We start from the raw sequence: 23,220 nt of genomic DNA, 5'->3' as shown, positions 1-23,220 counted from the left end.
CCGCAGCCAGGAACGTGTCAACGACACCCACACGGTAGGAGTGAACTGGTGACAACAACAGGAAGTCACCCCGCAGTCCGCCTGAAACAAGATCATCGGACTCTATGAAACGCGGGGCCGCTCACCCGCCAAATGGATTAGTCGCAATTGGGGCGCGACCCCTGCAATGGTGCACTGCGATATCTGTTCGTGCATCCACTGGATGCGACAAAAGGAAACCGATGCGCGCGAGAGTGCTATCCCTATCCGTTGCCGTAAGCGTGGTGGCTGCAATGGCCGCAGCGCCCGCTGCCTGGGCCGCACCCACAGATGACACCATCGTGACCTTCACGGTCAATGCCACGGACGGCCTGAACATCACGGCTCCCGCTTCGGCCCCCCCTCTCCGCCGCCACCCCCGGAAATGACTCAACGGGCCAATTGGGGGCGGCCACGGTCACCGATGAGCGGTCCACCCTCAACACCACCTGGGAAGCCACAGTGACCAGCACCCCGTTCACCACGGGAGGCGGCACACCGGCGGAAACCATCGGCGCGGCGCTCGTGGACTATGCTCCCGGCGCGGCGATCAACCCCGTCAATGGACCATTCACCGCGGGAACGCCCGGCAACCTGGGCGCCCCGCTCGTCGCATTCAGCAGGGCCAGCGGGGACGGCAACAACTCCGTGAGCTGGAATCCGACGCTGACGGTCAACGTGCCGGCCGCCGCAGTCGCGGGGACCTACACCGGGACAGTGACACATTCCGTTGCATGACCGGCGGCCGCTTCTCGTGGCGACGGCGCTCACGGCTCTGCTCGGCGGGCCGGCGGCCGCCTCGGCTGCCGCCCCACCGCCGGCCCCTTCCCCGGACCTCATCGGAAACCGCCTGGTGGACGCTCCCGTTGTCAGACGCGCAGATCCGAGGGCACTGAGCTACATCGTCGACCACCTCAAACCCGGAACGACCATCGAGCGCCGGATCAAGGTCTCCAACAAGTCGTCACAGCGTCGGTTCTTTGAGCTGTATGCCGCCGAGGCGAAGATCAAGAACAACAGATTCGAATTCAGCCCTGGCCGGACGCCGAACGAACTGAGCGGCTGGGTAAGCGTCAACCCGGCGACACTGTCACGGCAGCTGTAGTTCTGGTCATGGCTGGTCCTGAAGAGCGTGTCGGCGCTGGTGGCAGGCTCGTGCAATGGCTTGATGGCGGCGGCGCCAGGCCATCCAGTGCAGGATGTGTTCCGCGTCCCGGACTGGTGGTGTGAGGACGAACGCCCGAAGGAGTCGGACGAGTTCGGGGCAGGTCAACGGGACGAGATGGGCTGGTCCGGCAGGGCCGGTCGTGGTCGTGGCAGCGACGGTCAGGGCGAGGACGGCGGATGCGACAAGGGAGAACAGCGACCAGCGCATCCAGGAGTTCCAGCAGGTCACCTGTCCTTCGTCCAGGCCGGTGAAGGTCTTGCCGAGTTGGAAAGTCTCCTCGATCCGCCACCGTCGGCAGATCACTTCCACCAGCTGGGCGAGGGTGACATCTTCGGCCGACCAGCAGCGGAAGAAGGAGATCTCGCCGGTGTATCGGTGCCGGCGGGCGACCAGGACGCTGGTGCCGTCATCGCCGTGTCCGTTGGGGGTGTCGTCCGCACGGACATCGAGCCAGGCCCAGTCGTACTCGCGGGTGCCCTTCGTTCCGTGCCCGGTCTGCATGCGCATCCACTGGTGCGGCAGCACCTTGTTGATCAGCTGGTGGGCCTTCCACCTGCGGCCCGCTCCATCCGTGACCGTGTATGTGTGGGACACGCCGACCGCGTAACCGAGCCCGAACTCCCGTATGCTCCTGCGGAGTTCACGGCCTGAATACACATCGTCACCAGCGAACCAGCGTGCCCGGACACCCAGCTTGAGCGCGTTTTTGACCATCGCGGCGGTCTGCTGCAGCTTCGTCGCGAACATGATCCCTTCCGGGACGCCGGCTGCTTCACGGCGCTCCTCGTCCGCAGCCCAGTCCCTCGGGAGATACAGGGCCCGGTCGATCACCACCCGCACCGACTCGGTGACCGCGGCCAGGTGCACGGCGACCTGGCACAGCCCGACGCCTTTGATCGCGCCGGAGTACTGGCGGCCGGCGCCGACGCAGTCGGTCGAGGACTTCGCGTCCCCGGTCTCGTCCGCGACCAGCACCACATCCTGACCTGCGAGTTCACGCACGACCAGGCGGGCAATCTCCTCCCGGGCCCGGTCATGGTCGAACCTCGCCCGTGACAGCAGGTGCTGCAGCCGGTGCGGGCCTGGATGCCCCCGCACCTCAGCCAGCGTCCAGCAGTTCCGCGTGTCCACCTCCGTCAGCAGCCCGGTGATCATCTCCGCTGCCGTCGCACGTGTCTCACGCCGCGCGAAGCAGCCCGCGACCGCATCCATCGCCGCCCGGAACACCCGGTCCCAGGTAGCCTGGGCTATCGTGGCCTCCACGGCCACCTGGTTCTGAAACGTCGTCACAAACGTTCATGATCAAGGTGGCCGTACCTGTGCCCGCACCCGACTCCGCAAGCCGCCGACCAGTGCAGACGCCGCAACCACAGCTGCCGTGTCTGTCCCCTGGCGTCTGGTTGGGTTTGCCCGCAGTCCAACAGGGTGGCGGGCTGTGGGGTGGGGTCCAAGCCGTCGGCGGTGGGCTTGCACACCGTGGGCAGTAACTTGTCTGGCGTGGCGGCGTTCCGATGGTCGAGAGCATGTGGGTCCTGCTGGCGCGGGCGGGGCTCAGTTCCTGTTCACGGCAGCCCCGAACGCGTGAGCGCTGCCTGTCGTGCAATGGCGTGTATCCCGTCTAGCGGGATCTTGCCGCGCTGGAATTTCCTCTGCATGAGCGCAGGTCCACTCGGGCGAGATGAAGATCATGTCGGCTGTCTCTGAACTGCTCAGCCGGACGCCACGTACCAGTCCCTGCGGGTGGGCACCGTGCCGCCCGGCGTACTACCAGGGAAACGGGTCGGCGGGCATGCGCCTGTCGCAGGTTGCATCGTGCAGCGACCGCCGAGGCATCGGCGGCGTGTGGCAAACACGGTACTCAGAGAAAGGGTCGAAAGATTTCAGTGGATCCGAGCCGTCCGGTCAGCAGCGCTCTCGACTTAGAACTCCTAACAAAGTGTGAGGTTCCTCAGTCGGCGCCAGCAGATGATGCTGCAGGCCAGGCTGAGGAAGGCTTCATGGATGTCGTCGCGGATCTCCCACCGGATGCGCAGGCGGCGGAACCAGTGCAGCAGCGCGAAGCTCTGCTCGACCACCCAGCGGTGTACGCCGAGTCCTGAGCCGTGTTCGGTGCCGCGGCGGGCGATGACCGGGGTGATGCCCACGGCCCGGACCTGCTTGCGGTACTTGTCGTGGTCGTAGCCGCGGTCGGCGTAGAGCTTGTCCGGCCGTCGACGGGGCCGTCCGCGTCGGCCACGTACCGGCGGGACGGCCTGGATGAGCGGCATGAGCTGAGTGACGTCGTTGCGGTTCCCGCCGGTGAGCGAGACCGCCAGGGGGATGCCGTGCGCTTCGGTGATCAGGTGGTGTTTCGAGCCCGGCCGGGCACGGTCGACCGGACTCGGGCCGGTTTTGGGCCGCCCTTCATGGCCCGCACGTGGGAGCCGTCGATCACCGCCCTGGACCAGTCCAGCGCGCCGGCAGCATGCAACTCGGCCAGCAGATGTTCATGCAGGCGCTGCCACACACCCGCGGCGTTCCAGTCCCTCAGACGCCGCCAGCACGTCATGCCCGAGCCGAAGCCCAGCTCCTGGGGCAGGAACTCCCACGGAATGCCGGTGTACAGCACGAACAGGATCCCTGACAGGACCTTCCGGTCGTCCAGACGCCTGCGTCCGGGGTGATCAGCACGACGCGGCACGACGGGAAGCAGCGGCTCGATCCGTGCCCACAACTCATCGGACACGATCCACGGCGGCCGTTCCCTCCTGCGCATGCACCAGTCAACAACCTGACGGGCCAACACATTCCAAGGCCATCAAGGCCATTCTGTTAGGAGTTCTTAGTACTGCAACGGCGTTTGGCGTGACTGTTGGCCAGGTTGGTCGTTGGTGTGGGCATGGGTGGGGACCTTGCTGGTGCCAGGCAGTGGGCGGGCGAACTGGATCGGTTGCACGAACGGTTTGAGCACCAGTTCGCCCGCAGTGAGCCGAGGGAGTCGGCTCTGGCGTATATGCAGGGACTGATCGCTCCGCTCGAGCGGAAGAATGGCTGGACACTGGCTGAACAGGCAGGTCACTCTGCCCCGGACCGCATCCACCGGCTGCTGAACCGGACCGACTGGGACGCAGACGAAGTCCTCGGCGACGTGCGCGACTACGTCGTCGAACACCTCGGAGACCGCAAGGCCGTCCTGATCGTCGATGACACCGGTTTCCTCAAGAAGGGCATCCGCTCGGCCGGCGTGCAACGGCAGTACTCCGGCACCGCGGGACGCACCGAGAACAGCCAGATCGGTGTGTTCCTCGCCTACGCCACCTGCCGCGGACGCGCCCTGATCGACCGCCGCTTGTATCTGCCCACCTCGTGGACGGACGACCGGGAACGCTGCCGGCGGGCCGGCATCGACGACACCGTGGGTTTCGAGACAAAGGTGGCCATGGCCAAGGCGATGGTCCGCAAAGCCATCGCCGACCAGATCCCGTTTCGGTGGGTGACCGCGGATGCCGCCTACGGCTTCAGCAAGGGCTGGCGCTTCGAGCTGGGACAAGCAGATGTCTTCCACGTCATGGCCACCACCCGGCACGACACCGTCGTCACCCGCTGGTCCATCGATCATCCTGTCCACGACCTGTTCCCCGGCCTGCCACGGCAGAAGTGGAAACGCCGCTCCTGCGGCGCCGGGGCCCACGGCCCACGCGTGTTCGACTGGGCCCGCGTCGAAGTGCGGCCCTGGCACCGGGAAGACCGCCGGCACTGGGTCATCGCCCGCCGCAGCGTCCGCCGTCCCGAAAAGATCTCCTACTGCATCGCCTACTGCCCCGCCGACACCACCCTGGACGAACTGATCCAGATCGCGGGCAGCCGGTGGGCCGTCGAGGAATGCTTCCAGACCGCGAAACAGGAGTGCGGCCTGGACGACTACCAGGTCCGCCGCTACCCCGGCTGGCACCGCCACATGACCCTCGCCATGGCCGCCCACGCCTGCCTCACCGTCCTGCGAGCCCGCGAACTCGACACCGACAAAGCAGAAACGGATCCTCCCAGCTCATCCACTACAGCGTCGCTGAGATCAGACGCCTGATGCACAGGCTCACCCAGCGCTGGCCCACCCCCATCGACCACATCCTGCACTGGTCAACATGGCGCCGCAGACGGCAGCATCAAGCACGCGTCAGTCACTACAAACGACGCGGGCACAGCCCCTGAAACTGCCCATCAATCAGCACAAACGCCGTTGCAGTACTAAGACCCGCAGTGATCAGCAGGCCGACGGATCAGCGGTTCATTCAGCGAGCGGGTCTGGAATCCAGAAGCTCGGCCAGCCGGTCGCTCCGAGCACCGCAGATGCCCCGTACGATCCTGCGCCTCCACGTCCCGATCGCGCCTTCAACGCGCCCTGCCACAGGCCCCTGATGGAGTGTCACGCACGGCTGTCCACCGGTTGTCCACCAGGATCTCTTGCATGAGAAGCCGTATCTCAACCGAACATGATCGCTTGATTTCCACGATCCGCACGTTCCATGACCGGTTGAGATACGGCTTCTCATGCCAACTCGACAGTCACCCCGCGACGGTCGAAACATTCGAGGATGGAATCCATCACAGTTTTGTTCTTGATATGAGTGGGCAGCGCGCTGAGCGAGTTCATTGCAACCACAGAGTTTTGCCATACGAGTCGGAACGGTGCTGCCGGGCCGTGTCCACCGAAGAGGCAGTCATCGAGAGAAGCCAGGTTACTGCCATAATACCCGCCGGGGCCGTTCATAGCCTCACCGATGGCACAGTAGAAACTTGCGAGATCGCTGATATCGGTGCCGGTGAGCACATAACAACCGTCCTTCTTTGCCGGGGATGACGTTTTCCGACACTTCTGCGCAACCTCGATCCAGCCCTCCCGCTGCCCCAGAGGGAGATTCACCCAATCATTCATGGATGCGGGCGCACGGCGGCTCCAGGTTTTCCATAGGGCGCCGGCGCTTCGCTCAGGAACTACGTTGAGCCAGCAGGAAAGGACGGCCGTTACAGTCAGATCCGGGCCTTCTGTCCAGTCTTCCAGCGTCACGGATCCTGCAAAGTACGAGCCGATTATCTCGCCATGCGCATCGTGGATGTTGATCCACACATTCCCGAGCTGCTTTTCACCGCACGATCCGGCGGTCCAAAATTCCTTCAAGGCGTCCGAGGGGGTCAGCCCAACCAACCGCGGGTGGAGCCAGGCTCCATCGCCATGCGACTCGCTCGCCGCTTCATCACCGAATTCGGACAGTGCACTGGATGAGCCGATGAAGAAATCGTCCAGGTCAGCGAAGTTCCCGAGAGAAGTTTCTCTGCCATCGTCTGCGTGCAACGAGAATACGAAGGATGGGACCGATGCGTCCATCAACGAGAGTCCATTCAATGAGGGAACCCAAAGGGCTCGCGACACACGCGAGCCCCCGGGTTATTCTATGCGTATTCACAAATACGGGCGATCTAGTTTCCGTAGCCCTCAGGGAATTCTTGGATCGTTCTGTAGTGGTTGTCAGTCCACCCCATACGGCCTGTCTCCTCGTTCTCTAGGATTCTCATTTCGTTCCCCGGACGATTCGACGGCACGACCCACTCCTTCGATCCCGCCCACTGCCTCTGGGTCGGCTTATCGCCGCGAAATATCTTCTGCACGCCATCATCATCGAGTTGAGGAATTCCATTGCCTCGTTTGATGGCCGTGTAGTGATACTTCGCTTCCCTGGGAATCGGGAGTTCCCTCGGCGTGGGAGGAATCGCCTTGGGGCAATTATGCACCAGCACTGGGGTGTGACCCGCCAGCGCATAGTACGTGTGGATGTCGGCGACGGTGAGGTTGTACACCGTGGCCTGTTGGGTCCATCGCTGGACCGCGGTGATCCGGACCACGGCCCGGGTGGACGCCTCGAGCTGTTCGCCGGCGATCAGGTTGGTCGCGTCGACCCACGCCCCTAGATCCGGGACCCAGAACGGGTGTGCGTCCGTCGCGGTGACCGACGCGGTCAGTTTCTTGCCGTCGACTTCGATGGACAGGGTGATCCTGACCAGGTGCTTCAGACCCTTGCCGGTGATCTCGGCGGTGACCGTCTTGACTGTGGTGCGGCCGGTCTTCGGGTCTGTGGCCAGGACCTTGTCCCCGGTCTTTACGTCCTGGATGGGCTTGGTGGTGCCGTCGGCCAGCAGGACATCGGTACCGGGGGCGAAGCTGTTGCAGGGCGTCCCGTCGTCCTCCATTCCCTGCGCCCCGCCGAGATAGGCCAGGAACACCTCATTGGTGATGCCCTCGATGACCTTGCACCGGGCGACCTCCTTGGCCTCGTCCGCGCACTGGCTGGCGTGGTAGACACAGTAGGTCGCCGCGATCTCCTTGGCCTTCGCGACGTCCCTGCCACCGTGCAGCACGTAGAGGTAGGCCTGGCGGCATCCCTCGCGGCCGTAGCAGGCGGAGCCCGCCGTGGACGACTCGTAGGCCGGGTTGTACCAGAAGTCGTCCGTAGCCTCCCCGTTCATCCGGGGGGACCAGAAGTCGTCCTACAGGCCGGACCTGAATCCCGTGGAAGGCATCTGGTCCCCGCTGCGGCACGGATGGATGGCCAACGCCGCCTTCACGGACCCCGACCACCTCACCCGGACCCTCCGCCGAGGACTCGCCCACGTCCAGCGTCATCCCGAACTCATCGACGGCTGCCTCACCGAGACCGGACTGACCCTCATCGCAGAACACCCGAAGGCAATCCGAAAAGGTCAGTAGTCCCGACTCCCGGCTCCTGGCTCCCGGCAGGGCGGCCTGAGTGGAACGCCCATCCATCGAGGCTGCCACCCACTGTTGCCGCCAAGATCCGCACATGCCCCGCCAGTGAATACCTGGCGGAGCATGTGAATTGATTCGGGAATGCTCTTGTCCGTCGCTATGAACGACCGTCAGGCAGACATATCCCGTTCGTTCCGAAAAACGGCGACAGTGCCGGGCTCACCCTCGACCAATCTCTCATAGAAAGATGGATCATTCGCCCACTCCTTGAAGGTGATCAGCGAACTTCCGATGCGATCCTGCGTCATGGCGTTTGCGGTGTAGTTCACGACCCAATGGGCAGGCAGAGATCCGTCCGACACTCGAAACAGCGGACTCGGGTACCAGACAGGATAGGGGAGGTCCCGCTCGTCGAGAAGGTAGTACCAGAAAACTTCCTTCAGCGCAGTGATCGCATGGACGGTGTACTCCTTTCCGACGGAGAGGGGGAACACTTTTTCTCTGGTCAATCCCCATTTAGAGTCGAGCATGGGCAGAGGTAGTTGCCCTCCGGAGTTACTGATTACCTGTACCTTCATCTTACGTTTGGCTCCATCTGTGGAAAGTCACGCTTGAACTTGAACTCGACATTCATCCCGGTGTCGAGATTCCTGAACCAGTGAACGTTTCGGATGGCTTTCCCTTTGGCGTCGTCCAACGTGGACTCCATCTTCACCCACTCGCCCGGACCATAGTTCGCCTCCAGCCTGGGAGCATCGCCGAGGTCTCGGATGATCACCTCTCCCGCACCATGCTTCGCCGCACGCAAGGTGATCTCGTCATAGTAATCATGGGGAACCTGATCGGGGATCGCCCCCTTGCGCACTGCACCGCTGGCGGGCGATTCAGCGGCTTCACCCTCTGCGGATCCGGCGGCACCGCCCAGATATCCCAGCAGGGCTATGCCGATGGCTTCTTCGATGACGTTGCCGCGTGCGACGGCCCGGGCCTTGCTGCTGCATTCGGCGGCGTTGTAGACGCAGTAGGTGGCCGCGATCTCCTTGGCCTTCTTGACGCTCTTGCCGCCGTGCAGCACGTAGAGGTAGGCCTGAGCGCATCCCTCTCGCCCGTAACAGGCGCTGCCGTTGAAATGGGTGTTTTCGTGGGCCGGATTGAACCAGAAATCGCCTTCGGTACCCTCGCCGATACTCCTGGGGGACCAGAAGTTGTCCGCCAGAGTGTTGAGGTCGTTCGTGACGGGGGTGTTCACCGCCACCCAGGTCTTCTTCGCCGCGCGGGAGCGCTTGTAGATGTTGCCGCGGTGGTAGTCGGACGTGCCGGTCTTGGCGTCGTAGCCGACTTCCTGCTGCTGGTGCTTGCTGCAGTACTTGACGTCGTACTGGCAGGAGTTGGGCTTGGAACCGATCTCCGTGCCCGCCGGGTCGGAGTAGGTCAGCGGGTTGTTGTTGGCGTAGGTGTAGCCGTTCATCTGTTGCGGGTCGGTGGCCGTGAAGACCGGGTCGACCGACAGGAAGCGGCCTGTGGCCGGGTCGTACTCGCGTGCGCCGAGATGGGTGAGGGCTGTTGCGGTGTCGTTGGTGCCGCCGACGAAACCCTTGTCACCGGTCCAGGTGTTCGGCACGGTGCCGCGCAGCCCGCCGAACGGCAGGCTGCGGCGCTGGGTCAGCGCCTGCGTGTCGGCGTTGACGGACAACTGGGCGGTGCCGTGGTGGTCGGCCAGAGTGAAGGAGATGGTGCCGTCGTTGGCCTGGACGGCTTGGTGGCCGCCGCCGAGGTCGAAGTAGCGGGTGCCCTTGGCGGTCGTGGCGCCCTTCGCCAGGGTGACCTCGGTGGTCCCGAGGTAGAGCGTGGTCTCGGTCGGGGTGCGGCCGATCAGACGGTTGCCGTCGGCGTCGTACAGGTACTCGGTGACCTTGTCGCTGCCGCCCTCCACCGGCTGGGTGACCTTGGCGAGATGGCCCTCGGCGTCCCAGTCCAGGGTCTGGGAGGTGCCGTTGCCCAGCAGACGGGTGTGGGTGTTGCCCGCGACGTCATAGGTGAAGCTGTCGGTGGACTTCACTGTGCCGGTGGTGGTGTCCACCGAGCCCAACGTGTGCGGCCGGACCGCGCCCGGATCGGGGTAGTGGTAGCTCCGCTGGGTGTCCGAGGCGCCGCTCGTGGTGGCGTGCTGGTTTTCGGTGAGCCGGTTGCCGACCTTGTCGTAGGCGTAGGAGGTCCAGTACGGGGCCGGGCCGCCCAGCGCGGCGGTGGTGGGGGTGGTGGCACAGCTGGTGGTCGACTGGGCCCAGGCCTCGGTCATCCGGCCGAGGTAGTCGTAGTTGAAGCACTGGTTGTCGGTGCCGGAGCGGGAGGTGTCGGAGACGGACAGGACGTTGCCCGCCTCGTCGTAGGAGTAGGTGTTGTACTGGTCGACGCCGGAGACGTCCTGGCGGTCCACCCGTGAGGTGGCCAGCCGCTGGGTGCCTGGCTGGTAGGTGTTGGTCTCCAGCGTGGTCTTTCCGCCATTCGCGGCCATGGAGTACTGAAGCGGCTTACCGGTGTAGCTGTAGGCCGTCGAGGCGGTCAGGTTCAGCGGGCCGCTGACCTTGATGGGCCGCAGTGTGCCGTCCTCGTAGGTGTAGGCCGCGGTGTTGGCGGCCAGGTCACCGGCCTTGGGGTAGCCGACGCCCTGCACCGTGCCGGACGCGTTGTAGGTGGTCGTCGACAGATAGGTGCCCTGCAGCGCGCCCTCGGTCGACGGGATCGTCACCGAGGTGCGCAGCGGCCGGTACAGCCGGTCGTAGGCGACGACGCTCGTCTTGTACTCCTGGGTGCCGCTGTAGCGCGAGCTGGACGCGAGCCGACCCTTGGCGCCGCTGATCGTGTCGTAGACCCACTTGGCGCGCAGCGTGCCGGTCGAGGAGGTGTCGCGCAACTCGGTCTTGCGGCCCAGACCGTCGTAGACGGAGGCGAGGACCGTGCCGCGGGCGTCCTTGGTGCTGGTCAGCTGGGAGCGGTCGTCGTACTCGTTGTGGCCGGCGCCCTTGTCGGGGTCGGTGGTGTCGGTGAGCCGGCCCATCAGGTCGTACGTCCACGTCCAGGCGTTGCCCGCCGGGTCGGTGACCTTGGTCAGTTCACCGCGTGGGCTGTAGTCGTAGGCGGTGGTGTCGTAGGCGGCGTCGGCGGCACGGGCGTGCAGCAGGCGCAGTTCGGTGGTGTTGCCGCGTGCGTCGGCGAGGGTGGTCTGTGCGGTGCCGCCCACCGGCGGGATGACCGTGGTGCGGTCGCCGCCGTAAATCGTCTTCGTGACGCCGAGGACCGCTCCGCCGTCACCGTTGCCGGCGATCTGCCGCAGCTCGGTGGCCCGGCCCAGGCCGTCGTAGGTGTAGCGGTTCTGGGTCTCGACGCTCAGCGCGTTCTCGGGCTTGAAGAGGGTCGTGGACGGAGCGGTGGTGTCGGTGTAGTAGGAGGCGAACTCCTTGGTGGTCAGGCCGCGTTCGTCGTAGAAGGTGTCCGCGAGCAGCGTCCCGCCCTTCGGGCCGGGGGCCTGCGTCTGGCGGGGTCGCAAGAAGCCGTCGTAGAAGGCGTACGAGGTGTCCTGTACCCCCGAGTTGCCGATGGTCTTGGTGCCCACCGCCACCGGTTTGTTGTCGATGATGGTGTAGCTGAACTCGTAGGTCGGGGTCTGGCCGGTGAGCCGGTCCGCCAGCCACACCTTGGTGTTGCGGCCCAGTGCGTCGTAGGCGTGGGTGATGACCTTGCCGTTGGTGTCGGTCTCCGTCAGCGGCTGCCCGCGCAGCCCTTCGTAGGCGGTGGTCGACGTCTGGGCGGTGGTGCTGTCGCCGGCCGTGGCAGGCGGGGTGGTCACCGTGCTGCTCGTCGGGAAGCCCGTGGTCGGGATGTACGCGGTGGTCGTGGTCCGTCCGTCGGTGCGGGCGGCCCGGGTGAGCGCGCCCGCGGAGGTGACCGTGACGTCGGCGGTCAGATCGGTGGTGGTCAGCGCCCGTCCGTAGCCGTCATAGGTGGAGGTGGACTCCAGATAGGCCGCGCTGGATCCGCTGTATGCCTTGAGTTTCGCGGTCCTGGTGGCGTCGCCCTTCGTCGCCGCGGCGCCGTACGCCCCGCCGTCGTAGGCGGTGCGGACGTCGGACATCACGTCGGCCGGGCGGCTGGTGCTGACGTCGCACGCCTTGGCGACCGTCTCGACCCGTACGGGGGCGTCGACGGGGACGCTGCCGGAGACGTAGGTGGTGCGGGTGCACTGGTCGTCCTTCGCGGTCGCCGTGTCACCCAGATCCTCGCTCTGAGTGACCAGGCCGGTGGTCGTGTCGTGGGTGTCGGACCCCGACGTAGTCCGCCACTTGGCGCCCGCGCCGTCGTCCAGCGAGGTCCACGACTTGCTGGAGGCGTTGCCGGTGAGATTGGCGGTGACGGTGCCCCAGGTGCGGACCTTCTTCGCGGTCTGCTGGTACCAGGGCCGGTTCACCGACTTGGCGAGCACCTTGCCGCCGGGAGCGGAGTAGGTGACGGTCTTGTACGCGAAACCGGCCTGCGACTCGTGGTCGGTGATCGGGTCGCCCTCACCCGTGTCGAGGGTGACCGGCACGCTCTTGGTTCCGCCGGAGGACGTCTTGCGGTCGCCGTCCATGCCGCGCAGGAAGTAGGTGTCTGTCTGCGACTTCATGGCCGACGCGCCGCCCTGGCCGCCGGTGCGCACTCGTACGTGGCCGTAACCACGCCACTGTGACCAGGTCTTGGACTTCTCCTTGGTCATCCCGTCGTCATCGTCGTAGTGCCAGGCGGCGCCGTCCAGGTAGTCGTACATGGTGACCTGGTCGGGTGAGCCGCCGGTACGGTCGGTCGAGGTGACCGTTTTCACCACGTACTTGTTGAACCACTGCCGGTCCGGGTCGTCGGTCGTACTGCCACCGATGTACTGCGGGAAACACCGGGTGGTGTTGGTCTCCGGGGTGGGCAGCGCGGCAGCGTCACAGACCGGTTCCGAGTAACCGACCTCGATCTGGCCGCCGGACTCGTCGGCGACGGTGGACAGCCGGGACTTGATGTACGGGGCGTAGCCGTCGCCGGTCTTGTCGAGCCGGTTGGCGAGCTGGGTGTAGGCGAGGGTGACCTTCGGCAGAGTGATCGAGGTCGTGGCGTCGTAGCCGGTGCGTTCGATGGAGTCGAGCAGGAGCTGGTAGTCGGTGTCGGCCATGCCCCACCGGTGGGTGAGTTTCCAGCCGTCGACGTTGCTGTAGGAACCGGACACCAGCACCTGGGTGGTGACGCTGGTGAGCCGCTTGCGGGTGAAGAACGCCGGGGAGGACCGGCCCTTGTCACAGTCGGTGCCCGCGTCGCAGTTCAGGTCCCACGGGGTGTCGTACCAGTACTGGGAGCCTGTGGAGATGGACGAGCAGGTGGTCGAGCTGTCGGGGATGCACCGCTCACTGCTGGTGAAGTTGACCTTGGCCAGCGCCTTCGCCGAGTACATGGCCGTGGACTTCAGCCCGTACTCGATCCGGTCCACCGTCCCGCCGCGTACGTACGGCGTGTCGTCGGCGGCGGTCAGGTTGCGGCCGTAGGAGTTGGTCTCCTTGTCGTAGTAGTACGCGAGCGCGTTGCCGTGCGGGTCCACGACGTAGTCGAGGTTCCAGCGCCAGCCCTGCTGGCACCAGGACGCCGCGAACGTCGAGGCGTTGCATGGCTCATCGGCGTTGTTGCCGAAAACCGGCACCGTCCATGTCGAGTCGGTGGTCTCGTTGCCGCTCGCCCAGCCCGGCAGCCGGTTGTAGCCGAAGTAGTACTGGGTTCCGTCGGGGGTCGTCACCCGCCAGTACTCGTCCTTGCGGGCGCCGTTGGAGCGCACGTCGGTCGACGAGCCGTAGATCCGGTCGATCTTCGTGCCGTCGTCGTTCTGCAGCTTGAAGGAGTCGGTGCCGTTGGGCACCAGCTCCCCGCCCGAACCGTTCAGCGACAGCGTGGCGTTGTCGTACGCCCAGCACAGGTCGCCCGGCTTGTTCCCATCGGCGTTGGTCGCCCCGTCGTCGGAGCAGCTCTTGTAACTGCGCTCGATGAAGCCGGGCGACAGGTCGAAGCCGTCACCGACCCACGAGGCCTGGTTGTTGGTGTTGCCGGTACGGCCGTCGACGCCGCCGGAGGAGTACGAGAGCCCGACCTTCGGGGTCAGCCCGCCGGGCACCTGCGGCACCGCCATGTCGTACGACCACGCGAACGAGCCGCTGCTCTGATCCGTGCTCCAGGTCGACGAGGCGGACAGGGACGTGGCTTTGTAGTCGCCCGTGGCGCTGCTCGCCGAAGCGGTCGCCGCGAGGACGGTCGCCGTGCTCGCGCTGAGGGCGACAGAGTCCGCGGTCAGCGTCTGCTTCTCGGTGTCGTTGACGCTCTCCACCGGCTGGGTCGTACGGCACTGCTTCTTCTGCGGCGTCGTCAACGCACACGCGGGCAGCCGGACCAGGGTCAGCCGAGACGCGTAACCGCCGCCGTACAGGCCGGCGAACGAGGAGTAGTCCAGCCCGGCGCGCACCTTGCCGGCGCGCTGTGTGGCACCGCCCTGACGAGGAGTCAGTGTGAAGACCGGTCCGTCGACCCCCGTCTTCCGCGCCGCTTCGCGGGACAGCGTGTTCACGGTATAGGCGCCGATGGCCGCGTCCGCCGACCGCTCGCCCTTGGTGTCCAGGGTGAGCGGTAGCCCCTTGACCCGGGTCGTCTCCGGCCGCAGCGTGACCGCCGCCGCGCTCGCCTTCGGCCAGCTCGTGGCCGGCGCCTCGGCGGGCGTACGGGGCCCCTTCATCACCTTACGGGGCACCGCCTTGCCCGCAGGGCCACCGGCGACCGGCGACTCGGCCTGCGGCAGCTTGGGCTTGCGCCAGCCCTGGGCGACGGCGGGTACGCCCGACGCCTGTAACAGTGTCGCGGTCAGCACGGCGGCCGTGGCCATGGCCACCCGGCGCCATGGCCGGCCTGTTCTTATGCGTGGTCTGGTCTTCATGCGGGTCTGTCTTCCTCCCGTTGAGTACTCCGCGGGCAGCGGGGAGCCGCGCACGGCGAAGTGAGGTAGTTGGCCTGGGAACGGGCCGACCGTGTGCGGCGGCCGGCCCGTTCCCGGTGGCTGAGCCGGTCAGTCGCCGCTGGGAACGACGGTCTCCACGCCCGGCGCACCGGCGGCGAGGTGATCGATCTGGGTCTCGGTCAGTGCGCCCTGGAAGACCCAGACGTCGGAGAGCGAACCGGGGAAGTACTGGCCGGACGTGGTCCCGGTCGTGTCACGGCCGAGCTGCAAAGTCTTCGCGGCCTTGTAGGTCAGTACGTCGTCGGCCCATGACACGGTGTCGGTGCAGCTCGGGTCGTCCTGCACCCCGTCGTCGTTGCTGTCGTCGCACGCGGTCTCCTGCAGCTCGCCGTTGACATAGAGGCGGACCTCTTTGGAGAAACCGTCGTAGACAAGAGCCACGTGGTTCCAGTCGGTGGGGCCGTAGAACATGCCGTTGCCGATGTCGGAGACAGCGGCAGAGTCGCTGTCGGAGTCAGCCGTGACGATCCGCCAGCGGCCCGGATCGGTGGCCGGGGTGGCGCTGGGTTCATAGCGCACCGCGAACGCACTCTTCTTGGATCCGGGAGCGCTCATGACGGTGACCGGACTCGTCGGAGTAGCGGCCGCCTGGACGAAGGCGCTGACGGTGAAGCTGGCGCTGGTGTCGACCGGCACCACGGGAGCCGCCGCGTAGTCGTCCGTGCCGTCGAGGGTGATGGTACCGTCGACGCCGCCCAAGCCGGCTTCGACCCCACCCTTCCCGGCCTGGGCGCCGTTGTAGAGGGTCATGGCGTTACCGGAGGACGAGGCATCGGGCGAGGTCAGCGGGGAGCCGGTGGCCGTCTCGAACTTCCAGCGGCCCTTGACCACCGCGCGCTGCTTGAACAACTGCTGCACCTCACCGGCCGACACCGGCCGGTCGAACAACCGCACGTCGTCGATCTGGCCGGGGAAGAACACGGTGGGCGTACGCTCGAACGCGCCGGCTCCGATCTGCACCGCGCCCCCGGCGTACCAGGTCGGAAGCAGGGCCACGGTTCCGGCCAGGGTGCCGTTGACGTACAGCGAGAGCGTGTCGGCCACGGTGTCCTGCACGCCGACCAGATGCGCCCACTCACCGCCGTAGGCGGTGGTGCCCTCGGGCTGCATGGCCCTCACCACCGTGGAGTCGGCGGTGTCGGCGCTGCGCTGGGCGAATACCCAGCGGTCGTAGGAGTTGGAGTAGTACAGCGCCGGTCCCGTCACCGTACTGCCGATCTGCGCGAAGACGGTCGCGGTGTGCGTCGGTTTGGTCTTGGACAACTTCACCCAGGCCGAGACGGCGAAGCTGTACGAGGTGTTGATCTGCGGGGCGCCGGTGGTGGCGTAGTCGTCGGTCCCGTCCAGGGTGAGCGCGTTGCCGTCCACACCGGCCGCGCCCGTCGTGGCGCCGCCCTTGAGGACCGCGGGGTTCACATCGGCCCGGCCGCTCAGAGCGGTCGCGTCGGCAGCGTCGTCCATGTGGAAGACCGCGCGTGCCGGACGGCCGCCGATCGAGTTCGAGCTGTACAGGCTCGCCACGTCGGCCGCCGACAGCGGCTTCTCGAAGGTCTTCACCTCGTCGATGGCGCCGGGGAAGGGCGCCGTCGGTGTGCCGCTGAGGAAGCTGCCGCCGATCACCATGCCGCGCCGCGCGTTCCAGGCCGTGGAGTAGGCCGTGGACCCGGCCAGCGCACCGTTGACGTACAGCTTCAGCAGCTGCTCGCCGGCGGAGTAGATGCCGACCAGATGCGTCCACTCCCCGGCCTTGACTCCGCCCGCGGCGGCCTGCATGGCCCGGACTGGGGTGGCACTGGTGCTGTCGGAGCTGTACTGGTTGAACACCCAGCGGTCATACCCCTTGGAGTAGTACAGCTCGAACCCCGGTGCGTTGTTGCCGCGTTGGGAGGCCACGACCGCCGCTCCGGACGGCATGGCGGACAGCTTGACCCAGGCCGACACCGAGAAGCTGACGTCGGTGTTGATGGTGGCGGTGTCGGTGTCGGCGTAGTCGTCGACGCCGTCGAACTGCACCGCTTTGCCGAACTTGCCCTCCACGTTCGGTGTCGGGCCGTTGTGCAGGGTCGCGGTCTGCTCGGGTGCGCTGCCCGCTGCCTGGGTGGCGCCGGCCGCCTCGTCCATGGACCAGTCGGCACGCTCACGCTGCCCCGCCTTGACCCGGAACTGGTAGGTGCGGATCTCGGAGCCGTTGCCCGCGGAGTCGAAAGACCGCGCCGTGAAGGTGTTGAGGCCCGGCTTGACCGGCAGTACCGGCACGATCTTTGCCGCTCCGCTCGAGGTGGTGACCGTGTTGGCCGAGATCGGGTCGCCGTTGAGGCCGAACCAGTACTTCGTCACGTCGGAGACGGCGCCGGTGATCACGAAGTCGCCGTACTGACCCACTCCGTCGTACCAGGGGTCGTCGGGGTCGTCGGGATTGGAGGCCGGGTAGATGGCCGAAGAGATGGCCGGCGCCTTCGGCACGCTCGTGTCGTACACGAAGTAGCAGGCGGTCGGGTCACCCGTGTACGACCACGGTGAGTACTGGGCCCCGTCGTAGGAGTGGACGTACCAGTTCACCGTCTTGTTGGCGGGGATGGAGGACGGCAGGGTGATCGCGAAGTCCGAGCCGGACTTCTTCGCCGTCGTCAGACCGGACTTCCAGCGGGTGACCACACCCTTGCCGTCACCGGTGTCCCAGCTCGCCCGGAACTCCACGGAGACGGAGTCGCCGTCGGGGTCCGTGATGTCGTTCGCGTAGATCTTGCCCAGCGTGCGCACCCGCGCGGCGGCGGCGGGCTTCTTGCACGAGCCGCCGTACTCCATGGTCAGCTGCGACATCTTGACCTGCGGCGGCGGGCGGTTGTACTGCACGCGCAGATAGGCGTCGTCCGAGAACCGCTTCCAGGCGTTTCCGTCGGTCTCGCTCGCGGCCTTCATGCCGAAGGTCATCGTCGACCACTTCTTGTCCGCCGCCTGCTGCACCGCGGACTTCACGTCGAACTCGGCGTCCTTCGCGGCGCAGCCGGTGAATCCGTAGGCGAACGACTCCGTCTTCAGGTGATCGATCCAGAAGGCGTCGTTGTCCTGCGAGTTCCAGGTCGTCGAGGAGGAGATGTCCTTGGTACGCCACAGCTCCACGCCCCGGGCCGAGCAGGACGCCGACCAGGTGTTGCGGACCACGAACTCCGCCTGCAGCACGGTCCGGCCGGCGAACTTGGAGGTCGGGATGCGGTAGAAGAGCCGCTTGGTGTCATACGGCGCGCAGTACGACCAGTTGCAGTACCCCAGGCCCGCGTCCGAGTCGAAATTGAACTTCCACTGCGGCGACGACGCCCAGTACTTGGAGGCCATCGTCCACGCCGCGGCCTTCGGGGAGTACCACTGGGGGTCGATGAACACGGGGTACACCGTGTCCTTGCCCCTGAGCACGCCGGTGTCCGGTGTCAGCACCAGAGTGTCCTGCGCGGCGGGAACCTCCACGCCGACCGGCGCCACATTTCCGGACTCCGCAGCGACGGCCTCGGAGGCGTCCGACCCGCCCTCGGACGCGGTGGGGCCGGCGGCGGCGGTAGGGCTGGCGGCGGCTTCGGTGCCGGCGGCCCCGGCCACCGAGCTCCGTGAGGTGCTCGGCGACGCCGTTCGGGCGAGCCCGGTGGCGGACTGGGACTGCCTCGCAGTGCCGGGCGCCTTGGTGCTGGAATCCCACATCACGGGGCGGGGAGCCTCGAAGACCGCGCTTCCGGCTCCCTGGTCGATCGCCGCCAGGCCGCCGTCACCGGTCTCCTTGATCTGCATGCCCTCGGTGTCCAGCTTCAGGCGCAATTCGCTCAGTTCCGTACTCGCCGCGGCCTCAGCCGATTTGACGACCAAGAGCTGGGAGAAGCTGTCCTGCTGCGCCGTCATCCGCAGATCGACACCGGGCAGCACGTCCGGGTAGGTGGCGGTGTTCCCGTTCAGCTCCGGGGAGGGCAGGTCCTTGGGCCAGGACAGCGCCAGTTCACGGCCGTTCTTCGTCATCCGCACCAGCGGGGACGAACCCCCGCCGGAGAACGTCAGACCGACGGTCGTGGCCTTGGGTACCACCGCTCCGTTCGCGCCTCGGGTCAAAGTGGTGTCGATGTCCCGCCACACGCCATCCACCCGGGTCCGCACCGGACGCAAATGCTCCCGGGCTTCCAAGTGCCCCTCCGGGGTGGCGTACACCTCGCTGCTTTCACCGCGCAACGAGAAGATCTCTACCGACTTACCCGTACGTGCGGCCTCGTCCAGCGCTTTGGAGTCCTCGCCACCTCCGTCGTCTCCAGCGGCCTTGGCCGCCCCACCCGTTTCAGCGGTCCCGACGGCCTTGGCGGCATCGACGGCCGAGGCATCGGCGTTCTCGCCGGCCACTGCCATGGCGCTGTTGGATGCGCTCGCCGCCAGCACTAAGGCCGCGGAGAGCACCACGCCGGCTGCGCGTAGCCGACGTCTCCCCCCGTGCGTATTCATATGAACTGCTCCCCCACAACGCCGCGTTGGGCTATGACTGGATGTTTTCAATCAAACAGACCGCAAGGTACGGGCACTTCCAGTCCGTTAACCAGAGACTCACAAGTGGACAAAGGCCACGAGATCCACTAATCAAGTGAAGCCGGGGTGTGAAGTACTTCACGTTCGCTCCACAAAATCGCCACGTTTCGGCACTAGTGGCTCAATTTGTCATGTACGCCTGCGTCAGCACGCCCCCGAACATCCGAAGCGCGGATGACCCGGCACCGAGACAGCAGATGGCGACCATCATGGCGATCGAGGCGCCCGCGATCAGCGTGCCCGTGCCGACCGAGCCGGAGAGGGCAGAGACCGGCAAACGCCCCCCTCCGCCGGGCCGGGCTCGGAAACGAGACATGTCGGTTCTTCGAAGTTGAGCGGTGAATCCGTCCCGGAATCGGCGAATCCGGGCCACTCGAAGCACCAGCAGGACCTGGTCACGACCACTCGAGCTGGCCCAAATCCACCAGCCTGACCGGCCTGGCCCGCGTGAAGGAAGGACGCAAGCCCGAACCAACCGCTTCCGTGATCGACACCCAGAGCGTGAAGACCACCAACGTGCCCCTGACCAGCCAGGGAACCGACGCCGCCAAGAAGATCGTCGGCAGGAAACGAGGCATCCTCACCGACACGCTCGGACTCATCCTTGCCGGGACCGTCACCGCCGCGAGCCTCTCCGAGAACGCCGTCGGAATACGCCTCCTCGACCAGGCCAAGAAGACCTACCCGACCATCTCCAAGGGCTGGGTCGACACCGGCTTCAAGACGCCGTCATCGAGCACGGCGCCAGCCTCGGAATCGACGTCGAAGTCGTCAACAGACACGGCAGCTGTAGTTCTTGATCATGGTTGGTCGTGACGGTGGTGTCTTTGCTGGTGGCAGGCGGTCGCGACTGCTTGGTGATGGCGTCGCCAGGCGGTCCAGTGCAGGACGTGCTCGCGGTCGCGGACGGGTGGCGGCAGCACGAGGGCTCGCAGGAGCCGGATGAGCTCGGGGCAGCTCAGCGGGACGAGCGCGGGCTCGTCCTCGGCGGCGTCGTGGACGGCGGTGGCCGTGAGGGCAAGGACGGCGGCGGCGATCAGGGAGAACCGTGACCAGCGCATCCAGGAGTTCCAGCAGGTCACCTGGCCCTGGTCGAGTCCGGTGAAGCCCTTGGCGAGTTGGAAGGTTTCCTCGATCCGCCACCTGCGACAGATCACTTCCACCAGCGTGCCGAGCGAGACGTCGCCGGGTGCCCAGCAGCGGAAGTAGGACACCTCGCCGGTGTAGCGGTGCCGCCGCGCGACCAGCACACTCGTCCCGGACTCCTTCTCGTTCCGGTTCTCGTCGGGAGCGTCGTCGGGGCGGACATCGAGCCAGGCCCAGTCGTACTCGCGGGCACCCTTGGTGCCGTGTCCGGTCTGCCGGCGCATCCACTGCCCGGGCCGTACCTTGTTGATCATTTTGCGGGCCTCCGGCGTCCGGTCCCGTCGATGACCTGGTACGTGGCGGCGATACCAACGGTGTAGCCGAGCCCCAGCGCCCGTATGCCCCGGCGTACTTCGCGCCCGCAGTACACCTCGTCGCCCGCGAACCAGCGGGCCTTCAGGCCGGCGGCGAACGCGTCGGTGACCATGGCCAGCGCCTGCTGCGGCTTCGTCGCGAAGGTGATCTCCAGCGGCACTCCGGCGACCTCGCGGCGTTCCTCGTCCGCAGCCCAGTCCGCCGGGAGATACAGGGCCCGATCGATGATCACCTTCGTCGTCGCGGTGACCGCCGCCAGGTGCACCGCCACCTGGCACAGTCCGACACCGCCGATTGCACCGGAGTATTGCCGGCCGGCGCCCACGCAGTCCGTGGACGACTTCGCATCCCCTGTCTCGTCCGCCACCAACACCACGCTCTGGCCGGCGAGTTCATCGATCACGAGGCAGGCGATCTCCTGCCGGGCCCGCTCATGGTCGAACCGGGCGCGCGAGAGCAGGTGCTGCAGCCGGTGCGGGCCCGGATGTCCCAGAACTGCGCGAGCGTCCAGCATTTCCGCGTGTCCACCTCCGGCAACAGCCCCGCGACCAACTCCGCCGCCGTCGCCCGGGCTTCACGTCGCGCAAAGCAGCCCGCGACCTCCCGCATCGCCCTCCCGAACGCCTCGCCCCACGCCCGCTCGGCTATCGTTGCCTCCACGGCCACCGCGTCTTGATACGTCGTCACAAACGTTCATGATCACTGTGGCCGTACTCATGCCCGCAACCCGCCCCGGCAACACGCTGACCAGCCCGGACGCTGGAACTACAGCTGCCGTGACTGTCCCTGAAGCCTGGCGAAAAAGCCCTGGCGAGGGTGAAGGTCACCATTCCCCGGTCAGCTTCGACGGGAGAGCGCTACGCGGTGATCTGGGCGCAAAACAAGGACACGACGGATTCCACCCACAACGTCGGCGTCATCAGCCGCGTCGGGATCCGCATGTACCTGGATGTGGGCGAGGGCGGAGAGCCACCCTCCGCATTCCGCATCCAAGCGCTCCTGGCGCACAGGACCAAGGCCGGAATTCCCATCGTCACCGCGCGTGTCCGCAACACCGGAGGGCGCGCGCTGGACCTGAAAGGGAAGCTGGATCTGGCCGACGGACCCGGCGGTCTGCGCGCCGGACCATTCTACGTTGAACCCGGAACTACGCTGCTGCCAGGGAAAGTCGGCACCGTTTCCACCAACCTGGATCCAAAGCTGCCCGACGGCCCGTGGAAAGCCACCCTGAAACTCGAGAGCGGCATGGTCAGACAACAGGTCTCGGCCACCCTGGAATTTCCGCCCAACGGCTCCACCTGGACCGCGGACCTGGGGGATATCACCAAGCCGGCCACCTGGTACGCGGGCGGCGCCGCCCTCCTGGCGGCCGCCGGCGCAGGCGCCTTCGCCATGAAACACCGGAAAGCAGCGCGATCGAGGGAGTGAGGCAGAACCCAGCCTCGCGCGTTCACGAGCAGACTCGCCCAAGGGCAGGTGAACCCTGCCGAGCCGCCCGAGACCGTAGCGCGCCTGTTCCCTGGCCCTCGAGAAGTCCGATCCTGGCAGCGACGCGCGTGCCGTTGGCAGCAGGCTCCTGGCGCGAAGCACCGGAGCGACGACCTGCGTCTCCGTTCTGCCGATGGAGTGACCGACTACCCCTGAAGAAATTCTCGATCGACGTCCGCCTAAAAGTACAAGGCACACAGCTCCATTGGTCGGAATGCGTCACGCACGCTCGAACCGCAGCGGCAGCAAAAGAGACAATTCCCGGGCGAGGAAGAGTAGCGGGGCATATCCGCGTGTGCGGTCCCGCAGGCAGGGTCGGTGCTGCTAGCCCGGCGTGTTCGGACTGGTGGCGCCCGACCCCACGGTCTCCCGCCTCATCGACCCCCTCGCCGCAGCCGAGCCCAAGGCCCTCACTGCGATCCGGTCGGCGCGGGCCGAAGTGCGGTGACGGGTTTGGGAGTTGGCCGGGGCTCGTCGCGTTCCCGGCACCCCAGCTTCCCGTGGGCACCAGGGAGCGGCAGGAGGCCGAGGCCGAGTTCCAGGGCGAGGGACACGGTGACGACGGCGTAGTCGACGTTGGCCGCCAGGATCTGCCTCGGAGCGCTTGGAGGAGGTGGAGCGTACGAAGGCGGTACGGCGCGGCAGATACGTGCGCACGTGGCGCGGGTTGCCCGCGGGTTCGACGGCGACCCGGCACGAGTCACCCGCGGCGACCATCGGTCACCG

The 23,220-nt window shown here is 66.5% G+C and carries 11 protein-coding genes and 5 pseudogenes; 6 read left to right on the top strand and 10 right to left on the bottom strand.

What is annotated here, in order from left to right:
* Positions 1–480 precede the first annotated feature (480 nt).
* A complete protein-coding gene (locus tag ACZ7M3_RS26880) occupies positions 481–756 on the top strand; it encodes a hypothetical protein (RefSeq protein WP_472066243.1) in 276 nt (91 codons plus the stop codon).
* Between the two features lie 16 nt (positions 757–772).
* On the top strand, positions 773–1,123 hold the full coding sequence (locus ACZ7M3_RS26875; RefSeq protein WP_472066241.1) for a hypothetical protein: 351 nt from the start codon (positions 773–775) through the stop codon (positions 1,121–1,123).
* A gap of 6 nt (positions 1,124–1,129) precedes the next feature.
* Here the strand turns inward: ACZ7M3_RS26875 and ACZ7M3_RS26870 are convergent, their stop codons facing one another.
* Both ACZ7M3_RS26870 and ACZ7M3_RS26865 read right to left on the bottom strand, forming a co-directional pair.
* Complete coding sequence (locus ACZ7M3_RS26870; RefSeq protein WP_472066239.1) at positions 1,130–2,476, bottom strand: IS701 family transposase; 1,347 nt, start codon at positions 2,474–2,476, stop codon at positions 1,130–1,132.
* A gap of 638 nt (positions 2,477–3,114) precedes the next feature.
* A protein-coding gene (locus ACZ7M3_RS26865; RefSeq protein ID WP_472066237.1) for an IS5 family transposase occupies positions 3,115–3,941 on the bottom strand; the annotation gives its coding sequence in 2 pieces (ribosomal slippage) (positions 3,115–3,581 and positions 3,581–3,941; 828 coding nt in all).
* Positions 3,942–4,064: 123 nt separating this feature from the next.
* Here ACZ7M3_RS26865 and ACZ7M3_RS26860 point away from each other — a divergent pair.
* Complete coding sequence (locus ACZ7M3_RS26860) at positions 4,065–5,249, top strand: IS701 family transposase (RefSeq protein WP_472066235.1); 1,185 nt, start codon at positions 4,065–4,067, stop codon at positions 5,247–5,249.
* A gap of 462 nt (positions 5,250–5,711) precedes the next feature.
* Here ACZ7M3_RS26860 and ACZ7M3_RS26855 read toward each other — a convergent pair whose 3' ends face one another.
* Together ACZ7M3_RS26855 and ACZ7M3_RS26850 are read right to left on the bottom strand one after the other, a co-directional pair.
* A complete protein-coding gene (locus ACZ7M3_RS26855; protein ID WP_472066233.1) occupies positions 5,712–6,548 on the bottom strand; it encodes a barstar family protein in 837 nt (278 codons plus the stop codon).
* A 392-nt stretch (positions 6,549–6,940) separates the two neighbouring features.
* Positions 6,941–7,390 (bottom strand): annotated as a pseudogene (locus ACZ7M3_RS26850) (polymorphic toxin-type HINT domain-containing protein); the annotation flags it as partial.
* A gap of 316 nt (positions 7,391–7,706) precedes the next feature.
* Here ACZ7M3_RS26850 and ACZ7M3_RS26845 point away from each other — a divergent pair.
* A pseudogene (locus ACZ7M3_RS26845) lies at positions 7,707–7,925 on the top strand (IS630 family transposase); the annotation flags it as partial.
* Positions 7,926–8,095: 170 nt separating this feature from the next.
* Here ACZ7M3_RS26845 and ACZ7M3_RS26840 read toward each other — a convergent pair.
* From ACZ7M3_RS26840 to ACZ7M3_RS26825, 4 genes are all read right to left on the bottom strand, one after another.
* Positions 8,096–8,503 (bottom strand): hypothetical protein, encoded by a 408-nt coding sequence (locus ACZ7M3_RS26840; protein WP_472066231.1) that lies wholly within the window; start codon positions 8,501–8,503, stop codon positions 8,096–8,098.
* Entirely contained in the window at positions 8,500–14,913 is a 6,414-nt protein-coding gene (locus tag ACZ7M3_RS26835; RefSeq protein WP_472066229.1) for an RHS repeat domain-containing protein, read from the bottom strand. The genes ACZ7M3_RS26840 and ACZ7M3_RS26835 overlap by 4 nt, the downstream gene beginning before the upstream one ends.
* A gap of 129 nt (positions 14,914–15,042) precedes the next feature.
* Positions 15,043–19,371, bottom strand: a complete 4,329-nt coding sequence (locus ACZ7M3_RS26830) for a LamG-like jellyroll fold domain-containing protein (protein ID WP_472066227.1) — start codon at positions 19,369–19,371, stop codon at positions 15,043–15,045.
* Positions 19,372–19,666: 295 nt separating this feature from the next.
* A complete protein-coding gene (locus ACZ7M3_RS26825) occupies positions 19,667–19,822 on the bottom strand; it encodes a hypothetical protein (RefSeq protein ID WP_472066225.1) in 156 nt (51 codons plus the stop codon).
* Between the two features lie 152 nt (positions 19,823–19,974).
* On the opposite strand from ACZ7M3_RS26825, the pseudogene ACZ7M3_RS26820 reads away from it, so the two are divergent.
* A pseudogene (locus tag ACZ7M3_RS26820) lies at positions 19,975–20,327 on the top strand (transposase); the annotation flags it as partial.
* 18 nt (positions 20,328–20,345) lie between these two features.
* Here ACZ7M3_RS26820 and ACZ7M3_RS26815 read toward each other — a convergent pair.
* A pseudogene (locus tag ACZ7M3_RS26815) lies at positions 20,346–21,693 on the bottom strand (IS701 family transposase).
* Positions 21,694–21,822: 129 nt separating this feature from the next.
* Between ACZ7M3_RS26815 and ACZ7M3_RS26810 the strand changes: the two are divergent.
* Positions 21,823–22,434 (top strand): hypothetical protein, encoded by a 612-nt coding sequence (locus tag ACZ7M3_RS26810; RefSeq protein ID WP_472066223.1) that lies wholly within the window; start codon positions 21,823–21,825, stop codon positions 22,432–22,434.
* Positions 22,435–23,018: 584 nt separating this feature from the next.
* Here the strand turns inward: ACZ7M3_RS26810 and ACZ7M3_RS26805 are convergent.
* Positions 23,019–23,187, bottom strand: a pseudogene (locus tag ACZ7M3_RS26805) (ribosome small subunit-dependent GTPase A); the annotation flags it as partial.
* Positions 23,188–23,220: the final 33 nt, after the last annotated feature.

The sequence above is a fragment of the Streptomyces sp. NPDC111656 genome (assembly GCF_055656965.1).
The sequence above is the reverse complement of the archived record's forward strand: the minus strand, read 5'-3'. Positions and strand labels throughout refer to the sequence as shown.